Origin of the sequence: Ahrensia sp. R2A130, assembly GCF_000179775.1 — a bacterium.
Taxonomy (GTDB): domain Bacteria; phylum Pseudomonadota; class Alphaproteobacteria; order Rhizobiales; family Rhizobiaceae; genus Pseudahrensia.
This window is the reverse complement of sequence record NZ_AEEB01000017.1, coordinates 84881-104543: the sequence shown is the minus strand read 5'-3', so window position 1 is coordinate 104543 and position 19663 is coordinate 84881. Positions and strand designations below refer to the sequence as shown.

The following is a 19663-nucleotide window of genomic DNA, read 5'->3' as shown; positions in this document are numbered from 1 at the left end:
AATTTCGTTTCGTTGCGAAATGGGTCCCCGCTTTCGTGGGGATGACAACGGGTTTTGGATTTACGACGTGCGAAAGCATCGACCCGCGTTACCGCGTCCGATTGAGGAGCAAGCTGTCGTCGTCCAAACGCCGTTTGGACGTAAGCGACCGCGACCAAAAAAATGAGCCAGCGGGACGAAGAAGTCTGCCGTTAGCCTGTAGTCTCAGGCGAAAAGGCACACGCCTTCGCCCCGCTCGATCCTGCTGCACGAGTGTTTTCCGCCTCGCAAGCCGGCACCCATCCGCGGCAATGGTTCAGTGTGAACCATCCCGACCCTGCATCGACAGGGCCGCACCATTGCTGGTGCCGCGACACTACCCTGTTAACCGCCTGATTGGTGGCGTTTGGCGTGTGGCGTTCCAACGCTCCGCCCGCTGTCTAAATTCTGCCGTTCGTTACACGGTCAGCGACGGAAGGATCGCAATCGCGCAGTCATCAGGTCGGTCCGGACGACCGGCTCATGCGCGAAAGAAGATGCAGAATACGGGAGGTGGAGAAGGCGGGGAGAGATTGTTTACGCTTAAGCGAATAATGGCTTCGAGCCTTAGCAGGAAAGCCGTGAGAGTTCTGCGACCAATTTTTGCGACGCCTAACCCACTGAACTCGTTCACTGTCGATTGGCGTTGCGAAAACGATGGTTTTTGCGACAGTTCTAAAAATTAAACACAGGACTTTCACTCAACGATCAAGGCACGCAATTAATTTTAAAAATTGATTTTAATAATTATTACTTTTTAACAAGAACAGAAGTTGCGCGATTATTTTTTTTGGGACCAGAAGAACGAGCCCTCTTCAAACACTTTTTGTCGCCCGCTTTGCAAACAATTTTTTTCTGAACTGTGGCAATATGTGCAGGAGGTGGAGTGTAAGCCACAGGCGTAGGAGGATCGCCTTCAGCAAAAGATTGTGTTGGCAAAATAAAGCCTGCAAATAAGATTGCGGTCATTACAATTTTGAATTCTATACGCATTGTTCTGTCCTTTGTCTGAGTGCGCGCAGGCGCTTAATGTTGAATAGCAAAAATACATAGCGAACTAACAACAAGCTGCATGAACCCACTATGAATGAATGTGACTTTTCACTCTACTCCTAGTTCTAAAATAGTCGAAATGATATTGCAAATATCTACGCGAGGACAAGACCAACGCCCAGCTTGGGCTCCAAGCAACCTACAAAGTCGCATAATTGAATATATGGAACATTCTTATATCGGCTTCGAACCAATGTTCAAAAACTCACATAACTGCTTAATGACTTCAGCTAAAAAAAGACGGTCCCGCAGGACCGTTTCGTTCTAAAATACCACTGCAAATTCTTTGCAAGAGACCACCCCGCCCTTGCGGGATGGTCAGACGGCGAAGAGCCGTTTGACGAGCAATCCAGCCGCCCCGCGCAGCGAAGCAACAAAAATGCGGAGCGTAGGGCGAAGCCCGACAGCGTGAGCGCGAACCAAAAGCAGCTCGCGCGATGCTCGGCGTTAGCCGAGGATCGAACCGAGCTGCATGGCGATGCCCATGTCGCCGTCGACTTTCAGTTTGCCGGACATGAAGGCCATCTGGGCGTTTTCTTCGCCGGAGGCTACGGCTTCGAATGTGTCTTTGGTCAGGCTCACGGTGCAGTCTGCTTCGCCGTCTTCGTTGGTGACGGTGGCAGGCGTTGCGGTGCCATCGATGGTGATGACGCCATCATCGGTGAGGTCGAATTTGACGACCTTGCCGTCGATGCCGCCTTTTTCTGCGACGCGGGCCTGCATGTTGGTGGTGAGTTCTTCGAGGGTCATGGAATTGTTCCTAAGTGAGTGAGTGCGTTCGTTGTCTTCCCTTAACGTAAGGTGCATGGTGGCACAAACCCGCACACTCATATTTCAAGAGACATCATCATGCGCGAAGCCGTCATCGTTTCCACCGCCCGCACCCCCATCGGCAAAGCCTATCGCGGGGCGTTCAACGCCACGCCGTCCGCCACACTGGCCGGCCACGCTATCGAGCACGCGGTAAAGCGCGCCGGTATCGAAGGCGGTGAGATCGACGATGTGTTGATCGGCTGCGCCATGCAGCAGGGCGTGCAGGCGGTGAACATCGCCCGTCAGGCAGCGCTTCGCGGCGGCTTGCCCACCAACGTTTCCGGCATGACGATGGACCGCCAATGCGCGTCCGGCATGATGGCGATTGCCACTGCCGCCAAACAGGTGGTGCACGACCACATGCCGATCTGCGTCGGTGGCGGGGTGGAATCGATCTCCATGGTACAGACGCCGGACATGCGCGTGGGCGTCGATCCGACCCTGATGGAAATGCACCCTGACATTCACATGCCGATGTTGAACACGGCTGAAGTTGTGGCAGACCGCTACGGCATCTCCCGCGACCGCATGGACGACTACGCCTACCGCTCGCAGATGCGGACGGCGGCTGCACAGGAAGCGGGCAAGTTCGACGATGAAATCGTGCCGCTGACCAGCACCATGAAAATGATGAACAAGGAAACCAAAGAGGTTTCCGAACACGAGGTCACGCTGGATAAAGACGAAGGCAACCGCCCCTCCACCACGTTGGAAGGCTTGCAGGGTTTGAAGCCCGTTGTCGGCCCGGACAAGACGATCACCGCCGGTAATGCCTCGCAGCTTTCGGATGGCGCATCGGCGTCTGTCGTGATGGAAGCAAAGGAAGCGGAACGCCGCGGCATCACCCCGCTGGGCGCTTATCGCGGCATGTCGGTGGCCGGTCTTGCGCCGGACGAAATGGGCATCGGCCCGATCTACGCCATCCCGAAATTGCTGGAGCGGTTCAACCTGAAAATGGACGATATCGGCTTGTGGGAATTGAACGAGGCATTTGCCGTGCAGGTGCTGCATTGCGCCGATGTGCTGGGCATTCCCGATGAAAAGCTGAACGTGAACGGCGGCGCAATTTCCGTCGGCCACCCCTACGGCATGTCCGGCGCACGCATGGTCGGCCACGCGCTGATCGAAGGCAAACGCCAAGGCGTGAAGTATGTCGTCTGCACCATGTGCGTCGGCGGCGGCATGGGCGCGGCAGGCTTGTTCGAAGTTCTGTAGTAACGATTTCATCACGAAAAACGCAGCCGTGCTGACACTTCATCACGGCTGCGCGAGGGTGGGTATCAGGCGGACCGTTCGGTCTCTAACTGTCATCGTGTTGAACACACACGGTGCACAGATATGCTATGAGCGACGCCAACATGATGACGAACCCGGACGCTCCCATGAGTGATGAACCCGCCACCAAGACCAAACCTGCCTGGGTGAAATGGGCTGCCATCGCACTGGGCGCGGTGGCGCTTTTCGTCGCCTACCGCTTCCTGCCGATTTCCGAATGGGTGCAGGGCTTTCAGGAATGGGTGCAGGGTTACGGACCGCTGGGCTGGGTGATCTTCATCGCGGTCTATGCGGTGACGTCGTTCGTGCTGGTGCCGGGATCGTTCATGACACTGGCCGCCGGTGCCGTGTGGGGCTTGGGCGGATTTCCGCTGGTCATTCTCGGAGCGACGCTCGGTTCGGCCATGTCGTTCCTCGCGGCCCGCTACGCCTTCCACGACAAGGTGCAAACAAAGGTCGCCGAGTATCCGAAATTCCGCGCGGTGAACGAGGCCATCCGCGATGAAGGTTGGAGGGTCGTGGGGCTGCTACGTCTATCGCCCGCCCTGCCCTTCTCGCTGCAGAACTGGTTCCTCGGCATCACGCCGGTGAATTTCTGGCCCGCCCAAATTGCAACCTTCTTCGGCATCATGCCCGGCACGTTGCTCTACGTGCTGCTCGGTTCCGCAGGCGGCAGCGCGGCTGCCGGTGGCGACGATGCGGGCTTCGCGAAATGGATCGTGCTGGGCGTGGGTATTGTGGCGACGCTGGTGGTGACGGTGATCGTGACGCGCAAGGCGAAGGCGAAGATGGCGGAGTTCGAGGGGGAGTAAGCCCCGCACCCCGCTGTCATCCCCGCGCAGGCGGGGACCCACTTCGCAAAGCATTCCAACATTTACAGTGTGTAATGCGAAGCCGCCCTTGGCTGCCAGCTCATCTCAAAAACAAGCATCCGTCACATTCATAAGTGGGTCCCCGCCTGCGCGGGGATGACAGCGGAGGGTGAAGTTAGTTTGCCTACTTCCCCTTCCAAACCGGATCGCGCTTTTCCGCGAAGGCATTGAAGCCTTCCATCATGTCGTCGCTGCCGTAGAGCGTGTCGACGGTGGGTAGCTGGCGGGTGGTGATGCGGTTCATGGCGTCCTGAAAACGGCTGTCCTCGGCATCGCGCACGACCTCTTTGATAGCGGCGTAAACGAGCGGCGGGCCGGTCTCCAGCAGGCGTGCGGTTTCCCAGGCTTTGTCCATCAGATCAGCGGTCGGGTGAACGTGGTTTATCATGCCCCAGCGGTTGGCTTCCTCGGCGTCCAGCCAGCGGCCTGTGAGCAGCATTTCCATGGCGATGTGGTAGGGAATGCGCTTGGGCAGTTTCACGCTCGCCGCATCCGCCACCGTGCCGGAGCGGATTTCCGGTAGGGCGAAACTGGCGTGATCGGCGGCCAGAATGATGTCGCAGGACAGGGCGATTTCCAGCCCACCGCCGCAGCAGATGCCGTTCACCGCGCAGATGACCGGCTTGTTCATACGCGGCAATTCCTGCAGCCCACCGAAGCCGCCGACGCCGTAGTCGCCATCCACCGCGTCGCCATCGTCACCTGATGCGGCTTTCAAATCCCAACCGGGGCAAAAGAATTTTTCGCCTGTGCTGGTGAGGATTGCCACGCGCAGATCGGGGTCGTCGCGGAAGGCTGCAAACACATCGCCCATGATGCGGCTGGTGGCGAGGTTGATGGCGTTGGCCTTGGGCCGGTCGATGGTGACAAGCAGCACACCACCATCGCGGCGGGTGCGGATGGGTTGTTCGTCTCGGTCGAGAATATCGGTCATTGCGGTCTCCGTTTGATAATGAGTGCATCCACCGCCACCGACCCGTATTGCGTGGCGAAAAGCGGGTTCACGTCCAGCTCTTCCAGCGTATCTGCGTGGGCTTCGGCGTAGCGGGCGATGCAGATGATGTTGGCGATGAGTGCGTCGATATCAGTCGCATCGCTATCGCGGTAGCCGTCGAGCAGGCGACCGATTTTTAGGCCACCCAAGGCGCGGCGAATATCCGCCTCGGTGACGGGTAGAAGAAGGTTCGCCACATCGTCCAGCAGTTCCGTCAGTACCCCGCCTGCACCGATGGTTAGCATGAGGCCAACCGTGGGGTCGCGGGTGATGCCCACGAGGAGCTCGGCGAGTGGCTTGGGGGCCATTTCTTCGAGTAGGAAACGGCTGGAGAGGTCAGCCATGTCATTGCGGGCGGCTTCGACTTCGGCGTTTGTAGTCAGATTCAGACGCACGGCACCGGCTTCGGATTTATGAGCGATACCGAGGGCTTTGAGCGCGAAGGGCTGGGTGAGGTCGCCGAAGTTCACCGCCTCATCAGCAGATAAATTGATGCCCTTCGGAACGATCAAACCATAGGCCGCGAGTTCGTACTTCGACCTATATTCGTCCAGCATCTCATCATCACAGTTGTCATCCCCGCGCAGGCGGGGACCCACTTCTGAGGGCGCTCCACTAGGTGTTGGCTGCGAGGTGGTGCCACTCATATTGTCAGACGCAGAAATAAAAGCATCATCCGTTTCGTTGATGAGTGGGTCCTCGCCTGCGCGGGGATGACAGCTGGGTGTGGGGGAAGTTTGGAGTAAGGGAAGTGGCAAAGGCCGCGACCACACTTCCCCGATAAATCTCGCTGCGTCTGCCGCCCTCACCGCAGCATCCAACCCGCACAACGGCGCTATTCCCTTCGCCATCAAATCTTGCGCCAATTCCTCCGGCATCGTCTCAGACAGGCTGGACACCACTGCGGCACGAGCGCCGGTTTGCTTCATCGCGGCGATGAACGCGTTCGTTGCCCCCAACCAGTCTGCCGGGTCGCAACGGTCGGCGGGGGGAATGTCAATTACCAGCATGGCGAGGTCGAAATCGGGTGCGAGCGCCGCCTCGTACATGCGGATCATCGCGGGCCAATCGCCCCAGATGAAGGTGTTGTAGTCGAGCGGATTAGCGATGCCGATCATCGGGCCAAGTTCAGTGCGGAGCGCGCCCGTTTCTGCTTCCGTGAACCTCCGCCAGTCCAGACCTGTGGGCAGAGCAGTGTCAGCCATCAACGACGCCTCGCCGCCGGAGCAGGATAGTGACAACACATCACCGCCGGGCAACGCGCCGTGGACGTGCAGCAGTTTTAGCGTTTCCAGAAAGGTCGCGATATCATCCACGCGGGCGATGCCGAGGCGGGTGAACAATGCATCGTGGGCGGCATCACTTCCGGCGAGAGATGCCGTGTGGGTGATCGTTGCCGCCTGCGCCTGTTCCGACCGCCCGACCTTGATGGCCACAATGGGCTTTCCCAATTCACGGGCACGTAGCGCGAGGCGCTCGAAAGCATGGACGTCGTCCAGCCCTTCGATATGCAGGCCAAGCGCGGTGATGCGTTCGTCTTCGATGATCGCCGCACCGAGATCGGACAGGCCGAGCTGCGCCTGATTGCCTGCGGTCAGGACCATCGCAATCGGCAAGCCGCGCTTTTGCATCGTCATATTGATGGCGATGTTCGACGATTGCGTGATGATCGCCACGCCGTTTTCCACTCGGGCTGCGCCATGCTGGTCCGGCCAGAGCGCGGCCCCATCCAGTGCGTTGATTAGGCCGTAGCAGTTGGGGCCGACGATGGGCATGTCGCCTGCGGCTTCGACGAGACGCGTTTGCAGATTGGCGCTAGCCGCGTCTTCCGCACTGGCTTCGGCAAACCCTGCCGCGTAGCAGATTGCGCCACCCGCACCGCGCATTGCCAAGTCGGCGACAACGGAGATCGTGCGTTCGCGGTTCACCGCGACATAGGCTGCATCCGGTGCTTCGGGCAGGTCTGCGATGGAGCGGAAGCACTTGCGCCCGCCCAGCGTTTCGCGCGTCGGGTGGACGGGCCAGATCGTGCCGTCGAAGCCCAAGCGATCGCATTGCTCCACCACGCGCTCACATTCCTTGCCGCCTATCACGGTGATGGTACGCGGACGAATAAGACGCAGCAGGCGTGACGGATCAGGCACGGATTCAGCCGCGCAGGATTTTCAGCCAGCGGTTGATGGCGATCACCCTGCGCACCACCAGCGCGACGATGGTAAGCCATGCCAGCGGACCGATGAGAAATGTCAGGTTCGGGAACACGAACCAGCCGCCGCCATCAGGCCGGAAACCAAGCTGGATGATACTGGACAGGCCGTTCACCAGCGATGGCAATATGGACAGCAGCACGACGAGCAACAGCGTTCGCACGGCTTCCCCCACCACCATTTCCACCGCCCCACCGCGAGTGCCGGAGGAACGTGAAAGCTCCATCCAGATCGCGAAAGCGATGAGCAGCAGCGGGAAAATGACGAGGACGATGAGAGCGGCAAGACCGTCGGTGGTGGTGAGCATTTGGGACAAGATTTATCCTCCTAGTGGCCGCAGCAGGGCGCGGCTGATGATGTGGCGTTGGATTTCGCTGGTGCCTTCCCAGATGCGTTCGATGCGGGCGTCGCGCCAGATGCGCTCCAGCGGCAGCTCGTCCATCAGCCCCATGCCGCCGTGGATTTGCAGTGCTTCGTCGGCGATCATCGCGAGCACTTCGGACGCTTTCAGTTTCGCCATGGCCATATCCATGTCGGTGCAGCCGCCGGTGTCGAACTTGCTGCCGGCTTCCCATGTCAGCAATTCAGCCGCCTTTAACTCCATCGCCATGTCGGCGAGTTTGAACGAGATGCCCTGAAACTTGCCGATCTGTTGGCCGAACTGTTTGCGCTCGGTGGCGAAGGACAGCGCGTGCTGGAAGGCGCGGTCGGCGCGGCCAAGGCAGGTGGCGGCGACCTGCAGGCGGGTCGCGCCCAGCCAGTCGTTGGCAACCTCGAACCCCTTGCCCACTTCGCCCAAAACGTTTTCAGCAGGCACGCGGCAATCGTCGAATTCCAGCACGGCGTTGGTGTAGCCGCGGTGGGAAACGTTGTTATAGCCATCGCGTACGGTGAAACCCGGCGTTGTCCCCCCGCCTTCAGCAAACTTGTCGACGAAAAACGCGGTAATTTCAGCCTTCGTGCCGCGTGGGGTTTCCACCTCGCCGGATTTCATGAAGCAGATGGCAAAGCCCGCGATATCGGCGTGGCTGATGAAATGTTTGGTGCCGTTGAGGATCCAGTCGGTGCCATCCTGCTTTGCGGTCGCCTTCATGCCGCGCAGATCGGACCCCGCGCCGGGTTCGGTCATGGCGAGGCAGTCCCATGTCTCACCTTTTAGACATGGTTCGAGATAGCGTTTGCGCTGGTCCTCGGTGCCCGCACACAGGATGTTCGACGGGCGGGCAACGGCAGTCCAGTGCAGGGCGTAGTTGGCGCGACCCAGCTCTTTTTCGTAGAGCAGCCAAGTCAGCGTATCGAGGCCACCGCCGCCGAATTCTTCCGGAATGTTGGCCGCGTAGAGGCCTGCCTCCATTGCTTTCTGTTGGATTTCGCGAACGAGATCCATGTCGAGATGGCCGGTGCGTTCAACCTCCGCCTCGTGCGGATAGAGTTCGTTTTCGACAAAGGCGCGGGTCGTTTCGACAACGGCGGATTGTTCTTCGGTGAGATCGAAGTTCATCAGACCGCAGCCTGCTTCTTCAGGCCCAGTTTCTCCCGCACCGCATTAGGTCCAATCACACTCGCACCAAGGCTTTCGATGATGCCTTTGGCGTGGGTCACAAGCTGCTCGTTCGTGGCGAGGTTGCCTTTGCCCAACATGAGATTGTCTTCCAGCCCGACACGCACGTTGCCGCCTGCCAGGACGGACGCTGCGACGAACGGCATCTGGTTGCGGCCAAGTGCGAAGGCGCTCCATGTCCACGTATCCGGCACATTATTGACCATGGCCATGAAGGTGTTCAGGTCGTCCGGTGCGCCCCACGGCACGCCCATGCACAGCTGCACGAGGGCGTTCTTCTCCAACACACCCTCCTTCACCAACTCCTTGGCGAACCACAGGTGGCCGGTGTCGAAGGCTTCGATTTCGGGCTTCACGCCAAGCTCCGTCATCATCGTGCCCATGGCGCGCAACATGCCGGGTGTGTTGGTCATCACGTAGTCGGCCTCTGCGAAATTCATGGTGCCGCAATCCAGCGTGCAGATTTCCGGGCGGCATTCGGCAACATGTGCCACGCGCTCGGTGGCGCCGGCCATGTCGGTGCCGAATTCGTTCACCGGCAGCGGGTTTTCGGTGTCGCCGAACACCATGTCACCACCCATGCCGGCGGTGAGGTTCAGCACCACATCGACGTCGGCATCACGGATGCGGTCGGTGACCTCGCGGAACATTTTGGGATCACGCGACGGCACACCGGTTTCAGGGTCACGCACATGGCAGTGGACTACAGCGGCGCCTGCCTTGGCGGCGGCAATCGCGCTGTCGGCTATCTGCTTTGGCGAACGCGGCACGTGGGGGCTACGGTCTTGCGTGGCACCGGAGCCGGTGACGGCGCAGGTGATGAAAACGTCACGGTTCATTTCTAACGGCATGGTGGGGCCTGACGAGTGATTCAGCTGACCGACGCTGGCGGCATTTTTTGCCGCATGCAAGCGATGTGGCGAACCGATTGCGGGGTCGGCGCGTTTCTTTCACAATCGACCATCATTTCAGGCTCAGAAGCACCTCATGACCAAACTCATTATTGCATATATCGCTACCGTCATCGTTTTCTTCGCTATCGACTTCGTTTGGCTCGGCACTGTCGCCAAGGACTTCTATCAGGGACAAATAGGGCCGCTGCTGCTAGACGAGTTCAACGTGACCGTCGCGGTGGTGTTCTATCTTGTTTATATCATCGGCCTGATCTTCTTTGCCGTGAACCCGGCGTTGGAAGCGGGGTCGGTGGGCAAGGCCGCGCTGTATGGCGCGCTGTTCGGCTTCTTCTGTTACGCGACCTACGACTTCACAAACCTTGCTACGCTGAAGGGCTACACCACCACCGTCGCGTTGGTGGACCTCGCTTGGGGCACGTTCCTGACGGGTACGTCTGCGTTCTTGGGGACGTGGATCACAATGAAGATCACCGGCTAAGCCTTGGGAAAATAACCAGCTAACACCAAGCCGCTTCAGACTTGGGGTGCGACACAATCGCCGCACCCCAAACCGGATCGCGGTAAGGTCCGTAGATAGAAGGGTTAGCCTGATCAAAGGCACTTTTCTTAGTAGGACTTCCCCATGACCCGTATCAAAACCATTCTCGCCGCTGGCGCGACCGCACTTGCACTTGCTGTCTCCGCACCAGCCACGTCCGCCTTTGCTGATGGTCACAGCAAGAACATCGTTGAAGTTGCCGCCGGTAACGACACATTCTCCACGCTGGTCGCTGCTGTGAAAGCGGGTGATCTGGCAAAGACATTGTCCGGTGATGGCCCGTTCACCGTTTTCGCGCCGACCAACGATGCATTCGCTGCCTTGCCGGAAGGCACAGTGGAAACGCTTTTGAAGCCCGAAAACAAAGACCAGCTGGTCAAAATCCTCACCTCGCACGTCGTTGCAGGCAAGGTTGATGCAGCAACGCTGACCGGCCTCATCAAAAAAGGCCACGGCTACGTCAATGTGACCATGGTGTCCGGCGACACCGTCACCGCACGCGCCACGCCATCGGGCAAAGTTTACATGTTCGATGAGTCGCAGAACGTCATCAATGTTGTGTCCACAGATGTTGCAGCCTCGAACGGCGTTATTCACGTGATCGATAAAGTGCTGCTGCCCAAGTAAACCGACGGGTAACCCATCAGACGCGAATGTCTGACTAGCGCGGGGCGACGCGCTGCGAAGGCCGGAAGTGTGAAAACGCTTTCGGCCTTGTGCTTTTGTGCTCACGCGAACGTGCAGTGTTTGTGAGTGCAACCTGTCGCCGAATTCATCAATATGCCTCACAAGAGGCAGGCCGAACGCTTATATGTGTTCAAGACAAGACATTCAGGAGCGTCCACCATGTTGAACCGTCGTACTTTTCTTTTGGGAACAGCCGCAGCAACCGGCGCGCTGGTCTTTGCCGCCGCTGGTCGCCAAGGCGTTGCTGTGGCCTCCACAGGGCCACTCGCCACCGCGACCACCTATGGCCACGACCTAATGCCCGACACCATCGAGAAGGTGGTTAAAACACCGGCGGAATGGCAGGCGGAATTGAACGAATTGCAGTTCGCCGTGTTGCGCCAGGAAGCGACGGAACGTCCGTTCACGAGCCCACTGGACAATGAAAAACGCACTGGGACATTCCACTGTGCAGGCTGCGATCTGCCGCTCTACCGTTCGGAAACGAAGTTTGATTCCCGCACCGGCTGGCCGTCATTTTACGAAGCCATCAAAGGCGCTGTAGCCACGAAGAAGGACTTCGGCCTCTTTCTGCCGCGCATCGAAGTACATTGCATCCGTTGCGAAGGCCATCAGGGTCACATCTTCACCGATGGGCCTAAGCCGACGGGGAATAGGCATTGCATCAACGGTGTGGCGATGACGTTCAAGCCGGATGTGGCTTAGGGGCTTCCTCGCTAGACACTCACTCCACTGTCATCCCCGCGCAGGCGAGGACCCACTTATCAGTCGAATGATGAAGTGGGCATAATAGGGCGACATTGTAGCATCGAAATGAGCTACAAAGAGTGGAGTTTGTTGAGAAGTGGGTCCCCGCCTGCGCGGGGATGACAGCGGTGGTAGTGGAAGCGCTCGAACGCTACTCCGTCGGCTCTTCCACCAACTTACCACTGTAAATTACCGGACCCGTTGCCGTTCCTGTGGGTGAGCCACCGGACGGTTCAAGCGAGATGGCAAACAAATCGCCGTTCTTCGCTTCCAGTGTCTTCAGGTCGATCTCACCTTCGCCCAACAGGCCGACAGACACAGCTTTTTCGCCATCCGGCACATACCAGACTTCGAGGCTTTTCCCGTCCGGGCGCGTGACGCCGAGGCTGCGAACTTTCACTTCGCCAGTTGCACCATCCACGGAAACCACCAGCGATGGCGATGCACCACCATCTGCGTTCACAACGGCTACGAATTGACGGCCATCGAGTGCGGCAGGCGCATAGGGATCGCCGCTTTGGAACAGACCAGCGACTTTCTGGCCAACACCTGAAATACCGCCGGGCGCATCCTGCACCACGATTGCACCGAACAAGGCAGCAGCTAATGCAGCTGCCATCGTACCCAAGCGCCAGCGGTTGCGGCTGCGGCGCAGCGCGTTGTCATTTGCAGCAGCGGGTGCAGCAGTGACCACGGGTGTCGAGCCCACGGCGGTTTCCGCTTCCGGCAGCGACCGCTCGATACGGTCCCACAAGGAGGGCGGGGGAATTTCTGGTGCGATGGATGCGTTGAGCGCGCCGAAATGGCGTTCCCACGTGTGAACCTCATCAAGCAGCGCCTCGTCGGTTTCCAGCGCAAGACGCACGGCCTTGCGTTCACCGACCGGCAGCGTGCCCATTACATATTCGGCAGCGGTGGCGCTGCGCTCGTCTTTTGTCATGGTGTCGTCGTCCATGCCTGCCTCGTCTTCCCTCTGAACCCTGTTCGCGTGTGCAATGCGGTGGGCCTTAATTCTCCAAACAGGTACGAAGCTGAATAAGCCCGCGTCGCAATCTGGTTTTTACCGTTCCCGATGGAATGGCGAACCGTTCCGCCAGTTCATCGCGCGACCAGCCCTCATAATAGGCCAGCAAAACGTAGTTCCGGTCGTCTTCCTTCATTTCGCTCAGGCAGGTGCGAAGCGTTTCGAGCTCCGTCACATCCACCTGTTCGTTGGCCGAACCACCGAGACGAAAAATCTCTTCTTCATCACCCGGCTCGTCCACAGTCTGTTCGGGCCGCGTGGCACGAACGATGTCGATAGCGCGGTTGCGCGCCACCGTGGCCATCCAGGTGATCGGCCTGCCCTGCTTGGAGTCGTACTGCCCGGCCTTCTGCCAAATCTTCACGTAAACGTCTTGGAGGGCGTCTTCCGCTTTCGACCTGTTACGCAAGATACGCAGCACCACGCCGAAGAGTTTCGCGCTCGTTCGTTCGTATAATGTGCGGAATGCCGCGCGGTCGCCCGCAGCGGTAGCCGCCATCAGGCTTTCCAGCGTTACTTCGTCACCCGCTCGTCCGGCTGTCTTTTGCGCCACCATCGGCGATGCCTCACTTTTCACCCGCTACGCAGGCTCCCTTGAAACTTATTCTAGCAAGCCATTTGTGGCGGTACCAGTGACGCTTGCCGGTGAGGTTAAGCCTGCGACGACAAGGCCGTCTGAACCGCGGACGTGATCGCTTCGACACCCGCATCGCCGCCACGCTCGGTGGAGACCAGCGTGCCATCACGGAAAGCATCATCCACCGCCTTCGTCAGAAGCGCAGCGGCCTTGGCATAGTTGTCGTTGCTCTTTTCCACCGCCAGCCAATCCAGCATCATCGCGCCGGACAGGAACATGGCCGTGGGGTTGGCGATGCCTTTGCCAGCAATATCCGGCGCGGAGCCGTGGCACGGCTGGAACACCGCGTGGTCGTCGCCAATATCGGCGGATGGCGCATAGCCAAGCCCTCCGATCAGACCGGCTGCAAGGTCTGAAAGAATGTCACCATACATATTTTCGGTGACCATCACGTCGTAGATCCAAGGGCGGCGCACCATCTCCATGGCGACAGCATCGATATAGCCGTAGCCCTTTTCGATGTCGGGGTGGTTCGCGGCAGCCTCATCGAACACATCGCGCCAGAAAGCCATGGATTTGAAAACGTTGGCTTTATCAACGCTCGTGACATGCCCCCGATAGCCCTTGGCCTTGCGCTGCTGTGCCAGTTTGAACGCGAATTCGCTGACGCGGGCTGTGCCTTTGCGGGTGATGATCTGAGTGTCTGTAGCGCGATCAGCATCCCGCGTTCCGGGTTCGGACGGGTCGAACAGGCCTTCGGTGGATTCGCGGATGAGCACGATATCCAACTCGTTGCCGCGCGGGTCTGCCAGCGGACCGGCCACACCCGGCACGGACCGCGCGGGGCGCATGCCTGCATAGAGATCGAGGATAAAGCGCAGTTCGATCTGCGGCACGATTTCCGTGCCATCTTCATAGCGCACGTTCGGATCGCCCATCGCGGCGAGCAAAATAGCGTCCGCCGAGCGGCATCCGGCGATTGTCTCATCCGGCAGGGCATTGCCCGTTTTGGTGTAGGTGCCAGCACCGGCTTCCAGCCAGTTTTCCACCGCTTCAGGCTCACCCACCTGACGCAGCGCCTGTTGAACAAGCTCGACGCATGGTCGGGTGATTTCCTCACCGATACCGTCTCCGGGAAGGATGGCGAGTTGAAGTGCTTGTGTCATGGTGCGATCCGAAATTGATGAAGTCCACCGCTTTATCGGTAGCGTTGGGGGCGGTGTCCAGCATTGCCTTTATGCAGAGCCGATTGTCGGGCAGAAGAAGGAATTGATTCCTTCAACCTGTTGTTCCCATGCCCGTTCGCCGTCTCCACGAGACCATCGTCAACCAGATCGCCGCCGGTGAGGTCGTAGAGCGGCCCGCCAGCGTTGTGCGCGAGCTGTTGGACAATGCAATCGATGCGGGCGCGAAGCGTATCGATCTCGTCATCGCAAGTGGTGGCAAAGGATTGATACGGGTAACGGATGATGGTCGTGGCATGGATGCAGACGATCTGGCACTCGCGGTGGAGCGTCATTGCACATCGAAGCTGACCGACGATCTGCTGGATATTCACACGCTGGGTTTTCGAGGCGAGGCGCTGCCATCCATCGGGTCCGTATCGCGGTTGACCATTCGCACACGGCAAGACGGTTCTGATAGCGGCTACGAGATTTCTGTCGATGGCGGCAAGATCACGCAGGTGCGGCCCGCCGCTTTCAATCGCGGCACGGTGGTCGAAGTCGCGGACCTGTTTTACGCCACGCCCGCGCGGCTGAAATTCCTGAAAACCGAACGGGCGGAAACCACCGCGATATTGGACGTGCTGCGCCGCGCGGCGCTGGCCCATCCGGAAATTCACTTCTCGCTCGGCGGGCCGGACAGGCAGCCGGTGGACCACCCGGCAGCGCAGGGGGACGATGCCTGGCTGCACCGTGCGCGGCAGGTGTTGGGGGTAGATTTTGCAGAGAACGCGCTGACGATAGATGCTGAACGCGAGGGCGTCCGGCTGACGGGGCTGGCGGCGCTGCCGACCTTCAACAGAGGCAATGCCCTGTCGCAGTTCGTTACCGTGAACGGACGATCCGTGAAAGATCGCCAGCTCACCGGTGCCATTCGTGGTGCATACATGGACCACCTCGCGCGGGGGCGGCACCCGATGGTCAGCCTCGATATCGCCATCGAACCGGAGCTGGTGGACGTGAATGTTCACCCTGCAAAGTCCGAAGTGCGGTTTCGTGACCCCGGCCTCGTGCGCGGGCTGATCGTCGGTGCATTGCGTCAGGCCATCGAAGCTGCGGGACACCGCGCATCGAGCCGAGGCGGCGTCGATATGATGGCAGCCTTCACGCCGGGCGGACTCGGTGAACAGGCGGTGCGGGCAGCGGCTGGTGGCCTTGCAGAAAACGCTGCGGGCCATTTCGACCAGACGGGATACACTTCGCCGGGCAACGCCAACCACGATTGGCAGCAATCGCCGAACCGACCCGTTCAAGCCGGCCCGATAGGCTTGCAGGAAGCGCCGGCCACTTTCGACATGACCGGCGCGCCATCAGCAGATCAGCGTCCTTCAGAAAATACCGACACCTATCTCGCCAACCCACTGGGCGCTGCGCGGGCGCAGGTGCACGAGAATTATATCATCGCGCAGACGGAGGGCGGTCTCGTCATCGTCGATCAACACGCAGCTCACGAGCGGCTAGTCTATGAGCGCATGAAAGCGCAGATCGCGGAAAAGGGCGTCGAAGCGCAGATGTTGCTCATTCCGCAGATCGTCGATCTAGCCGAAGATGACGCCGCGCGCTTGCTCGATCACAGCGTCGAACTCGCGCAACTGGGCCTGTGTTTTGAAGAATTCGGCCCCGGTACATTGGCCGTGCGGGAGACGCCTACGTTGTTGGGCGAAGTGAACGCTGCCGCTTTGCTGCAAGACCTTGCCGATGAAATCGCAGAATGGGGCACAGCAACAACGGTGCGCGAACGCATCGACCATGTGGCCGCGACCATGGCCTGTCACGGTTCGGTGCGCTCCGGTCGCCGCTTGCGCCCGCAAGAAATGGACGCACTGTTGCGCGATATGGAAGCGACGCCGAATTCCGGCCAATGCAACCATGGTCGTCCGACCTATGTGGAACTGAAGCTTAGCGATATCGAGCGGCTTTTCGGCAGAAGCTGAAGTTTTTGCGCTCACGCTGTCGGCTCAACAGCCTTCGCTCCGCGTGGGCGGCACGTAAGTGCCGAGGGATACTTGATCGCTTCGCAGTTCAAGCAAAGCTTGAACCGCTCTTTATGGATCTGTTCAACTGGACGTGAGCGGCAGCGATGGTTATGACAAATGTTGCATCATTTGGGAGCTGAAATGCTAAATCGCGTCAACATCGCCGTGCCTCAAGCCGCCACCCTGCGTTACGCAGAGGCGGATTATACGGTTCTGGCCCCCGGCACCCATGTGGTCTGCGCGATTACCGGCGACAACATCCCGCTCGATGAGTTGAAGTATTGGAGCTTCGCCCGACAGGAAGCCTATGTCGATGTGGAAGCCTCCGTCGAAGCCGAACGTAAAGCGGGTCGGCTGGCTTAAAACGACCTAGCTTTCGGGCTGTGCCGCATCTGCGATATTTGCGGGATTTTTCAATCTATATGTTGCAGCGCGTTTACGTGTGTCTTCGATCAGCGACGTGACGGTGCGCTCGGTTTCGAACAACAGGTCTATCACCAACACGTCGATGGCCTTGCGCAGTTCAGCCTGCGCTTCACCGGCACGGACGAGGCGGACCTCGTCTTTTTGCGTGGTCACCAGCGGCATTCCAAGTTCCGACGCGCGGCTCATCAACTCACGGCACTCACCGGCGGAATAGGCGTGGTGGTCGCCGAAAGCCTGCTCTTCCACCACATCTGCGCCCAGCGCTTTCAGCGTTGCGAAAAATTTCTCAGGGTCGGCCAAGCCGCAAAAGGCCATGACCTTGCTGCCATCGAAACGCTCGCCCTGCCGCACCGCGATATCGGCCTGCATGATGGGCTTCGCCATTCGTGCTGCGCGGCGCACGACATCACCACTGGCTGCGCCGCTGCCGATGAGCAGGATGCGGTCTGCCATGGTCATTTGCTTGGCAAGGGTTGCGCGCAACGGACCGGACGGCATGGGAAATCCGTTGCCGACACCACGGCCACCATCCACAACGACGACATTCATGTCCTTCCGCAGCGTCGGATTTTGAAACCCGTCATCCATGATGATGAAGTCCACATCGCAACTTTGCAGAAGTGCAGCACCGGCCACCCGATCTGCGCAAACCACCGTCGTGGCGTAGAGCGCAAGTATCATCGGTTCGTCGCCGACGTCGCGCGAGTTATGGACCTTCACATCCACCAGCACCGCGCCTTTTGCGTTGCTGCCATAGCCACGCGACAGAAAACCGGGGCGAAGGCCCATGGCGCGCACTTGCTTTGCTATAGCGATTGCAGTCGGTGTTTTGCCCGCACCACCGGCCACGAAATTACCGACACAGAGAACCGGAAGACGACTGACAGCCTTGGGCGGCGCGGCCATTCGCATTGCGCCGATATGTCCGAAAATGGCCGAAAACGGTGACAGCGCCCATGCCGCGACCCCGCCGGGGCGGTACCACCATGATGGGGCGTCGCTCATTTCTGTTGATCCAGCAATTGCTTCTCGGCCAGGGCCTTTGCTGCCATCTCTGCCCGACGATCAAGACCGGCGCGCAGGCGCAGCGGGGTGATGTAGGGGTCGAGACCGGCCACGCATTTGTCCAATGCACCGGCCAGCGATGTTACGGCTTTCTGGCCAGACTGCTGCATTGTTTGCACAACTTCATCATGCTGCAAAAGATAAGCGACGTGGGAGGCCAGCATGGCCTCATCACGCACCAGCTTTACCCCGCCTGCATCGACAAGCGCTTGATAGGTGTCGCGGAAATTCTGCACGTAACGACCAGACAAAACGGCAAGGCCTGCCATGACGGGTTCGATGGGGTTCTGCCCGCCCTGCCCGCCGGTTTCGCTGAGGGACTTGCCCATGAACGCCACGCGGGCCAGAGCAAGATAGAGGCCCATTTCACCGATCGTGTCGCCCAGCAAAATGGCTGTATCGGGCACGATCTCTTCGTCTTTGGAACGTCTCGCGCAAGACAGGTTTTCCGCAGCCAGCATTGATGACAACGCATCGCCCCGGTCCGGGTGGCGGGGAACGATAACGGTCAGCAGATCGGGCAAATGCTTCAACAAGGCGCGGTGCACGCGGGCGACGGTCTGCTCTTCACCGTCGTGGGTGGACACCGCCACCCACACGGGCCGGTCGCCGATCTGCTGCTTCAACACGGCAACGGCTGCTGCGTCATATGCGGGTGGCGACGTGTCGAGTTTCAGGTTGCCCATGACGGACACATTGGCCGTTCCCAAAGCGCGGAACCGGTCTGCATCGACGGTGGATTGGGCGAAGACTGCAGACAGTTTGGAAAAGATCGCACGGGCCAATCGCGGGCGTTTGGACCAACGGGTGTTGGAACGATCCGACACGCGGGCGTTGACCAGAACCTGTGGAATTTTTCGCGCCTGAAGCTCGGTCATGGTAGTGGGCCAAAGTTCCGACTCGGCGAAGATCGCAAGGTCCGGCATCCAATGGTCGAGGAAGCGACCGGCAGCGCGCTTCATGTCGAGCGGCACATATTGATGGATGACGCCCTTGGGCAATTTTGCACTGGCGATTTCAGCAGATGTGACCGTACCGGTGGTGAGGACGACGTTGATCGAAAACGTGTCCAACCGTTCGATGAGCGGCATGATCGCCAGCGCCTCGCCGACGCTTGCAGCGTGCAGCCAGACCAATGGGCCGGCGGGGCGCTCCCACGCCGCATAGCCGTAACGTTCAGCGCGGCGGTCGCGATCTTCCTTGCCGCGCCTTGCGCGGGCGCGCAAAAACGGACCGGCAAACGGGTAAAGCGCGGAGCCGACGCCGCGGTAAAGGCGCAAGGTTGTGTTTGCCCAAACGTCAGACATCTATCGCCCGTTTCACATGTGGAACTGCAGCGCCGCAAACCCTGCGACGGGCCAGTGTGATGGGCTGCCATTGCGGCATTTTGAAGAGACGGAAACGCACGTCGATACCTGCAGTGTTTGCGCCTTATGCGTTTTCAGGCTCGAGAAAGCGGTGCAGGTGGACGCAGAAATAGCGCATGTGGGCGTTGTCGACCGAGGCTTGCGCCTTGGCTTTCCAGGCCGCGCGGGCCGTCTCGTAATTGGGGTAGATACCCACGATATCAAGCTTTTCGAGATCGCGGAACGTGACGCCTTCGAGCGATTCCAGCTCACCGCCGAAGACGAGATGAAGAAGCTGCTTGTTTTCTGTTTCGATGGCCATGACAGGCTCCTTCTTATGTGGTGCT

20 protein-coding genes are annotated in these 19663 nt (G+C 59.4%); 7 read left to right on the top strand and 13 right to left on the bottom strand.

The features are described 5' to 3' along the window. Window positions 1–768: 768 nt before the first annotated feature. Together R2A130_RS18470 and R2A130_RS09670 are read right to left on the bottom strand one after the other, a co-directional pair. Window positions 769–1011, bottom strand: coding sequence for a hypothetical protein (locus R2A130_RS18470; protein WP_156798469.1), 243 nt, complete (start codon window positions 1009–1011; stop codon window positions 769–771). Window positions 1012–1518: 507 nt separating this feature from the next. Further along, window positions 1519–1821 (bottom strand): SCP2 sterol-binding domain-containing protein, encoded by a 303-nt coding sequence (locus R2A130_RS09670; RefSeq protein ID WP_009757850.1) that lies wholly within the window; start codon window positions 1819–1821, stop codon window positions 1519–1521. Window positions 1822–1920: 99 nt separating this feature from the next. Between R2A130_RS09670 and R2A130_RS09665 the strand changes: the two genes are divergently transcribed. Then, the gene (locus R2A130_RS09665; protein ID WP_040305596.1) at window positions 1921–3099 is read left to right on the top strand and encodes an acetyl-CoA C-acyltransferase; all 1179 of its coding nucleotides are present in this window, start codon (window positions 1921–1923) and stop codon (window positions 3097–3099) included. 128 nt (window positions 3100–3227) lie between these two features. Then, window positions 3228–3971, top strand: coding sequence for a TVP38/TMEM64 family protein (locus tag R2A130_RS09660; protein ID WP_009757848.1), 744 nt, complete (start codon window positions 3228–3230; stop codon window positions 3969–3971). 184 nt (window positions 3972–4155) lie between these two features. On the opposite strand, the gene R2A130_RS09655 is transcribed toward R2A130_RS09660, so the two are convergent. The 5 genes from R2A130_RS09655 to R2A130_RS09635 are packed head-to-tail and all read right to left on the bottom strand — an operon-like array spanning window position 4156 to window position 9644. Then, window positions 4156–4965, bottom strand: coding sequence for a carnitinyl-CoA dehydratase (locus R2A130_RS09655; RefSeq protein WP_009757847.1), 810 nt, complete (start codon window positions 4963–4965; stop codon window positions 4156–4158). Then, entirely contained in the window at window positions 4962–7169 is a 2208-nt protein-coding gene (locus R2A130_RS18690) for an acetate--CoA ligase family protein (protein ID WP_009757846.1), read from the bottom strand. The genes R2A130_RS09655 and R2A130_RS18690 overlap by 4 nt, the downstream gene beginning before the upstream one ends. Before the next feature lie 4 nt (window positions 7170–7173). Then, complete coding sequence (locus R2A130_RS09645; RefSeq protein WP_156798468.1) at window positions 7174–7548, bottom strand: hypothetical protein; 375 nt, start codon at window positions 7546–7548, stop codon at window positions 7174–7176. Window positions 7549–7551: 3 nt separating this feature from the next. Next, complete coding sequence (locus tag R2A130_RS09640) at window positions 7552–8733, bottom strand: acyl-CoA dehydrogenase family protein (protein ID WP_009757844.1); 1182 nt, start codon at window positions 8731–8733, stop codon at window positions 7552–7554. After that, entirely contained in the window at window positions 8733–9644 is a 912-nt protein-coding gene (locus tag R2A130_RS09635) for a 3-keto-5-aminohexanoate cleavage protein (protein ID WP_009757843.1), read from the bottom strand. The genes R2A130_RS09640 and R2A130_RS09635 overlap by 1 nt, the downstream gene beginning before the upstream one ends. Before the next feature lie 136 nt (window positions 9645–9780). Between R2A130_RS09635 and R2A130_RS09630 the strand changes: the two genes are divergently transcribed. The 3 genes from R2A130_RS09630 to msrB all read left to right on the top strand — a co-directional run bounded on the left by R2A130_RS09630 (window position 9781) and on the right by msrB (window position 11637). Further along, window positions 9781–10185: a DUF2177 family protein gene (locus R2A130_RS09630; RefSeq protein WP_009757842.1), complete on the top strand. Its 405-nt coding sequence runs from the start codon at window positions 9781–9783 to the stop codon at window positions 10183–10185. 144 nt (window positions 10186–10329) lie between these two features. After that, window positions 10330–10872: a fasciclin domain-containing protein gene (locus R2A130_RS09625; RefSeq protein WP_009757841.1), complete on the top strand. Its 543-nt coding sequence runs from the start codon at window positions 10330–10332 to the stop codon at window positions 10870–10872. Between the two features lie 219 nt (window positions 10873–11091). Continuing rightward, window positions 11092–11637 carry a peptide-methionine (R)-S-oxide reductase MsrB gene (gene msrB, locus R2A130_RS09620; RefSeq protein ID WP_009757840.1) on the top strand — a complete coding sequence of 182 codons (546 nt, stop codon included), beginning with the start codon at window positions 11092–11094 and terminating at the stop codon, window positions 11635–11637. Between the two features lie 193 nt (window positions 11638–11830). On the opposite strand, the gene R2A130_RS09615 is transcribed toward msrB, so the two are convergent. The 3 genes from R2A130_RS09615 to R2A130_RS09605 all read right to left on the bottom strand — a co-directional run bounded on the left by R2A130_RS09615 (window position 11831) and on the right by R2A130_RS09605 (window position 14446). Beyond that, window positions 11831–12634, bottom strand: coding sequence for an anti-sigma factor domain-containing protein (locus R2A130_RS09615; RefSeq protein WP_009757839.1), 804 nt, complete (start codon window positions 12632–12634; stop codon window positions 11831–11833). Between the two features lie 52 nt (window positions 12635–12686). Further along, window positions 12687–13280 (bottom strand): sigma-70 family RNA polymerase sigma factor, encoded by a 594-nt coding sequence (locus tag R2A130_RS09610; protein WP_009757838.1) that lies wholly within the window; start codon window positions 13278–13280, stop codon window positions 12687–12689. 74 nt (window positions 13281–13354) lie between these two features. After that, entirely contained in the window at window positions 13355–14446 is a 1092-nt protein-coding gene (locus tag R2A130_RS09605; protein ID WP_009757837.1) for an isocitrate/isopropylmalate dehydrogenase family protein, read from the bottom strand. Window positions 14447–14574: 128 nt separating this feature from the next. Here R2A130_RS09605 and mutL point away from each other — a divergent pair, with 128 nt between their 5' ends. Together mutL and R2A130_RS09595 are read left to right on the top strand one after the other, a co-directional pair. Next, the gene (mutL, locus tag R2A130_RS09600; protein ID WP_009757835.1) at window positions 14575–16437 is read left to right on the top strand and encodes a DNA mismatch repair endonuclease MutL; all 1863 of its coding nucleotides are present in this window, start codon (window positions 14575–14577) and stop codon (window positions 16435–16437) included. A 183-nt stretch (window positions 16438–16620) separates the two neighbouring features. Further along, complete coding sequence (locus tag R2A130_RS09595; RefSeq protein WP_009757834.1) at window positions 16621–16842, top strand: DUF2093 domain-containing protein; 222 nt, start codon at window positions 16621–16623, stop codon at window positions 16840–16842. A gap of 6 nt (window positions 16843–16848) precedes the next feature. On the opposite strand, the gene lpxK is transcribed toward R2A130_RS09595, so the two are convergent. From lpxK to R2A130_RS09580, 3 genes are all read right to left on the bottom strand, one after another. Then, window positions 16849–17910: a tetraacyldisaccharide 4'-kinase gene (gene lpxK / locus R2A130_RS09590; RefSeq protein ID WP_009757833.1), complete on the bottom strand. Its 1062-nt coding sequence runs from the start codon at window positions 17908–17910 to the stop codon at window positions 16849–16851. Continuing rightward, the gene (locus R2A130_RS09585) at window positions 17907–19277 is read right to left on the bottom strand and encodes a 3-deoxy-D-manno-octulosonic acid transferase (RefSeq protein WP_009757832.1); all 1371 of its coding nucleotides are present in this window, start codon (window positions 19275–19277) and stop codon (window positions 17907–17909) included. The genes lpxK and R2A130_RS09585 overlap by 4 nt, the downstream gene beginning before the upstream one ends. 124 nt (window positions 19278–19401) lie before the next feature. Then, entirely contained in the window at window positions 19402–19638 is a 237-nt protein-coding gene (locus R2A130_RS09580; protein ID WP_009757831.1) for a DUF4170 domain-containing protein, read from the bottom strand. Window positions 19639–19663 lie beyond the last annotated feature (25 nt).

Coding starts and splice junctions, on each gene's coding strand:
- msrB (WP_009757840.1), top strand. CDS start 11,092: ATGTTGAACCGTCGTACTTTTCTTTTGGGAACAGCCGCAGCAACCGGC.
- R2A130_RS09655 (WP_009757847.1), bottom strand. CDS start 4,965: ATGACCGATATTCTCGACCGAGACGAACAACCCATCCGCACCCGCCGC.
- R2A130_RS09580 (WP_009757831.1), bottom strand. CDS start 19,638: ATGGCCATCGAAACAGAAAACAAGCAGCTTCTTCATCTCGTCTTCGGC.
- R2A130_RS09625 (WP_009757841.1), top strand. CDS start 10,330: ATGACCCGTATCAAAACCATTCTCGCCGCTGGCGCGACCGCACTTGCA.
- R2A130_RS09595 (WP_009757834.1), top strand. CDS start 16,621: ATGCTAAATCGCGTCAACATCGCCGTGCCTCAAGCCGCCACCCTGCGT.
- R2A130_RS18470 (WP_156798469.1), bottom strand. CDS start 1,011: ATGCGTATAGAATTCAAAATTGTAATGACCGCAATCTTATTTGCAGGC.
- R2A130_RS09635 (WP_009757843.1), bottom strand. CDS start 9,644: ATGCCGTTAGAAATGAACCGTGACGTTTTCATCACCTGCGCCGTCACC.
- R2A130_RS09665 (WP_040305596.1), top strand. CDS start 1,921: ATGCGCGAAGCCGTCATCGTTTCCACCGCCCGCACCCCCATCGGCAAA.
- R2A130_RS09605 (WP_009757837.1), bottom strand. CDS start 14,446: ATGACACAAGCACTTCAACTCGCCATCCTTCCCGGAGACGGTATCGGT.
- mutL (WP_009757835.1), top strand. CDS start 14,575: ATGCCCGTTCGCCGTCTCCACGAGACCATCGTCAACCAGATCGCCGCC.
- R2A130_RS09640 (WP_009757844.1), bottom strand. CDS start 8,733: ATGAACTTCGATCTCACCGAAGAACAATCCGCCGTTGTCGAAACGACC.
- lpxK (WP_009757833.1), bottom strand. CDS start 17,910: ATGAGCGACGCCCCATCATGGTGGTACCGCCCCGGCGGGGTCGCGGCA.
- R2A130_RS09670 (WP_009757850.1), bottom strand. CDS start 1,821: ATGACCCTCGAAGAACTCACCACCAACATGCAGGCCCGCGTCGCAGAA.
- R2A130_RS09660 (WP_009757848.1), top strand. CDS start 3,228: ATGAGCGACGCCAACATGATGACGAACCCGGACGCTCCCATGAGTGAT.
- R2A130_RS09630 (WP_009757842.1), top strand. CDS start 9,781: ATGACCAAACTCATTATTGCATATATCGCTACCGTCATCGTTTTCTTC.
- R2A130_RS09585 (WP_009757832.1), bottom strand. CDS start 19,277: ATGTCTGACGTTTGGGCAAACACAACCTTGCGCCTTTACCGCGGCGTC.
- R2A130_RS09615 (WP_009757839.1), bottom strand. CDS start 12,634: ATGGACGACGACACCATGACAAAAGACGAGCGCAGCGCCACCGCTGCC.